Genomic DNA, 4,254 nt, shown 5'->3' on the forward strand with positions numbered 1-4,254 from the left:
GTGGCCCGACAGCCGCGCGCTCTCAGGGGCGCGGGGAACTGCGCGACCGGCCACGGCGGTGGCGCATCCGCCGACGGCGGGAACGGGGCACCCCGGAGGGCGAGCCCGGCGAACCCCGGGCGCACCCCGGAAGGCGAGCCCGGAAAACCCCGGGCGGCAAGCCCGACGCCGCGCGCGTTGAGGGTCACGCGCGGCGCCGGAGCGGGACGCGGCTGCCGCCGCCCGGGCAGGGCAGCCGGCGGCGGGAGCCGCGGCCAGGGGTGGACGCCGTCCGCACGGCGTCCACCCGGCCGGGCCGTACCGGATGCGGCCGGTACGAGCAGGGGCCCCCTACGAGCAGGGGCCGGTCGGACGACCGGTCGGGCAACCGATCAGACGTAGTCCTGGTACTTCTCCAGGTACCGCACCGGCTTCTGCAGTGCGTCGCGGCGGAACGGGTCCCCCAGCTCACGCGTGCACATGATCTCGATGACGGTGGTCTTCCCCTCGTTCATCTGCGCATCCACCGCCCGCTGCAGGGCCGGGCCGACGTCCTCCAGCTTCTCGACCACGATGCCCTCGGCCCCCATCGCCTGCGCGATGCCCGCGAAGGACTCGCTCTCCAGCTCGCCCGCCACGAACCGGCGGTTGTAGAAGTCGACCTGGTTCTTCTTCTCGGCGCCCCACTGGCGGTTGTGGAAGACCACGGCCGTGACCGGGATGTCATGGCGTACGGCGGTCATGATCTCGACCATGCTCATGCCCCAGGCGCCGTCACCCGCGTACGCGATCGCCGGGCGGTCCATCGCCGCGGCCTTGGCGCCGATGATGGTCGGCAGCGCGTACCCGCAGTTGCCGAAGGACATCGGCGCGAAGAAGGAGCGCGGCTCCTCGAAGCGCAGGTAGCTGTGCGCAACGGAGTTGATGTTGCCGATGTCGGTGGAGACCATCACCCGCGGCGGCATGGCCTTCTCCAGCTCGCGCAGGACCTGGCGCGGGTGCAGCCAGTTGCCGTCCTCCTGCTCCTGCTCGGCGATCATGTCGAGGGAGTAGGGGTCCTTCTCGTGGGTCCACTCGGAGAGCTCCTGCTCCCACGCGTCCTTTTCCGCCTTGGTGCGCGCGGCACGCTCCTCCCGGGTGGCGTCGCAGGCGAGGGTGCGGTCGGCCAGCCGGTCGGTCAGCGCCGCGGCAGCGGCCTTCGCATCGCCGCAGATGCCGACGGTGATCTTCTTGACCAGGCCGAGCATCTTGTGGTCCGCGTCGATCTGGATGATCTTCGCGTTCTTGGGCCAGTAGTCCATGCCGTGCTGCGGCAGCGTGCCGAACGGGCCGAGCCGCGTGCCGAGCGCGATCACCACGTCGGCCTGCGAGATGAGCTTCATCGCGGCCTTGGAACCCTGGTAACCGAGCGGGCCGCACCACTGCGGGTGGCTCGCGGGGAAGCTGTCGTTGTGCTGGTAGCTGTTGACGACCGGCGCGCCGAGGCGTTCGGCGAGCGCCTTGCACTGCTCGACGCCGTCGGCCATCACGACGCCGCCGCCGGAGATGATGACCGGGAATTCCGCGGTGGCGAGCAGCTCGGCGGCCTCGGTCAGGCTCTTCTCGCCGCCGGGGCCGCGGTCCAGCCGCTGCGGGTCGGGTATCTCGGTCTCGATCTCGCCGTAGAAGTGGTCGCGCGGGATGTTCAGCTGGGTCGGGCCGATCTCGGAGAGGGCCCGGTCGAAGGCGCGCGCGGTGTACTCGGCCATCCGCTTGGGGTTGTTCACATGCGCCTGGTACTTGGTGAACTCCTGGAACATCGGGAGCTGGTTGGCCTCCTGGAAGCCGCCCAGGCCCGTGCCCATGGTCCCCGCCTCGGGGGTGATCATCACGACCGGGCTGTGCGCCCAGTACGCGGCGGCGATCGCGGTGACGCAGTTGCTGATGCCGGGGCCGTTCTGGCCGATGACGACGCCGTGCCGGCCGCTGACCCGGGCGTATCCGTCGGCCATGTGGGCCGCGCCCTGCTCGTGGACCACCGGGACCAGGCGGATGCCGGCCGGCGCGAAGATGTCCATGGCGTCCATGAACGCCGAGCCCATGATGCCGAAGATGTCGGTCACCCCGTTGGCCACGAGGGTCTCGACGAAAGCCTCCGAGGGCGTCATCTTCTGCTGCCCGCTCACGACCGGGCGGCCGTCCGCCGTCTTCTTCTCGCCCATGGTTCCACTCCTCCGAGACGCCGAGCTCACCGGCTTCGTTTCTGAAATCGGTACGGGGTGTTCCTGAAATCAGGATCTGGCTGGACCATAGGGGTGCCGATCGCCGCCGTCAACGGATCGTTCAGGAAAACGAGACAGTGGTAGCTTGTTTCTGGAATCCGACCCGGATTGAGACTGGTACACGTACAGCCCTGGAGGTACCGTGGTCCCGCCACGCGAGCCCGACCCCGGCGCGGTGAACGGCGACACGCCGACCATGCGCCTCTTCTCCCTGCTCGAACTGATCGCCGCCAAGGATCAGTTGGTCTCGCTGCAGGGCCTGGTCGAGGAGACCGGGCTGCCCAAGCCGACGCTGCACCGGATGCTTCAGCAGCTGGAGAGCGCCGGGCTACTGATCCGGCAGGGCGACGGGCGGCACTACGGCACCGGCCACCGGCTGCGCCGGCTCGCCGAGAACCTCCTCCTCAACGCCACTCACCACGGCGCGCGCCACACCGTCCTGCGCCGTCTGGTCGAGGAGCTGGGCGAGAGCTGCAACATCACCACGCTCTCCGGCAACGAGGTGGTGTATCTGGACCGCGTGGAGACACCCGAGCCACTCCGCTTCTACCTGCGGCCCGGCTCGCGCGTCCCCACGCACTGCTCGGCCAGCGGCAAGATGATCATGTCCCAGATGAGCCCGGCCCAGCGCCGCAAGCTCCTCGCACACGCCCCGCTCAAGCAGTACACCCCGAAGACCATCACCGACCTCGACGCCCTCGAAGAGGAGTTCAAGCGCATCCGGCGGGACGGCTTCGCGCTGGACGACGAGGAGTTCCTGCCGGGCCTGGTGTGCGTCGCGGTGCTGGTACCGGCCGTGGGCGGCGGGCGCTCCAACATGTGCGTCGCCGTTCAGGCGCCGGTCATGCGGCTGACCGCCGACAAGGCGCTGTCGCTGCTGCCCGCGCTGCAGCGTGCGGCTGAGGCCATCGGCCGCATCGAGGAGGAGGGCACGCCGGAGGACGCGGCCGCTTCGTGACACGACCTCTCAGCCCTACTTGGAGGAGTTCCCCGACATGACGACGGACATGGACATGGACACGGACATACCGCCGTACGGCCCGGACGCCGAAGTCGCCGTCAAGGACGTCTTCGGCATCGACTCGCACCTCACCGTCCCCGCGTTCCGCGAGCCCTCCGAGCAGGTGCCCGAGGTGGACGACGCGTACCGCTTCAACGCCGACGTCACCCTCGCGCTGCTGGCCGGCTTCGCCCGCAACCGCCGGGTCCTGGTCCAGGGCCTGCACGGCACCGGCAAGTCCACCCACATCGAACAGGTCGCGGCGCGCCTCAACTGGCCCTGTGTCCGCGTGAATCTGGACGGTCACCTCAGCCGCCTCGACCTGATCGGCAAGGACGCGGTGGTCCTGCGGGACGGACAGCAGGTGACGGAGTTCCAGGAAGGCGTGCTGCCCTGGGCGTTGCAGCGGCCCGTCGCGCTGATCCTGGACGAGTACGACGCCGGGCGCCCCGACGTCATGTTTGTCATCCAGCGGATGCTCGAACGCGACGGCCGGCTCACGCTCATGGACCAGAACCGCGTCCTGCGCCCGCACCCCGCCTTCCGCCTCTTCGCCACCGCCAACACGGTCGGCCTCGGCAATCTCAACGGGCTCTACCACGGCGCCCAGCGCCTCAACCACGCCCAGATCGACCGCTGGAACATCGTCGCGTCGCTCGACTACCTCCCGGCGGAGGAGGAAGCGGCGATCGTCCGGTCCCGCGTCCCTTCGTACGAGAGCGACCAGGGGCGCGCGACCGTGGCGGCCATGGTCGCGGTCGCCGAGCTGACCCGCCACGGCTTCCGCGCCGGCGACCTCTCCACCCTGATGTCCCCCCGTACGGTCATCACCTGGGCGGAGAACACCGAGATATTCGGCGATCCCGCGCCCGCCTTCCGGCTGTCGTTCCTCAACAAGTGCGACGAGGCCGAACGCCCGCTGGTCGCCGAGTACTTCCAGCGCTGCTTCGACCGCGAGCTGCCCGAGTCCTGCGCGGCGGCCGCGACATGACGGGGGCGAGAACGGGGACGGGG

Annotated in this window: 3 protein-coding genes; 2 read left to right on the forward strand and 1 reads right to left on the reverse strand. The window is 69.9% G+C overall.

Annotated elements, in window-relative coordinates; genetic code table 11:
• Positions 1 to 371: 371 nt before the first annotated feature.
• Positions 372 to 2,180 carry a sulfoacetaldehyde acetyltransferase gene (xsc, locus tag CCS38_RS23430; protein WP_223735291.1) on the reverse strand — a complete coding sequence of 603 codons (1,809 nt, stop codon included), beginning with the start codon at positions 2,178 to 2,180 and terminating at the stop codon, positions 372 to 374.
• A 202-nt stretch (positions 2,181 to 2,382) separates the two neighbouring features.
• Between xsc and CCS38_RS23435 the strand changes: the two genes are divergently transcribed.
• Positions 2,383 to 3,198: an IclR family transcriptional regulator gene (locus tag CCS38_RS23435; RefSeq protein ID WP_223735292.1), complete on the forward strand. Its 816-nt coding sequence runs from the start codon at positions 2,383 to 2,385 to the stop codon at positions 3,196 to 3,198.
• 37 nt (positions 3,199 to 3,235) lie between these two features.
• Positions 3,236 to 4,231: an AAA family ATPase gene (locus CCS38_RS23440; RefSeq protein ID WP_223735293.1), complete on the forward strand. Its 996-nt coding sequence runs from the start codon at positions 3,236 to 3,238 to the stop codon at positions 4,229 to 4,231.
• Positions 4,232 to 4,254 lie beyond the last annotated feature (23 nt).

Source organism: Streptomyces purpurogeneiscleroticus, from assembly GCF_020024005.1.
Classification (GTDB): domain Bacteria; phylum Actinomycetota; class Actinomycetes; order Streptomycetales; family Streptomycetaceae; genus Streptomyces; species Streptomyces purpurogeneiscleroticus.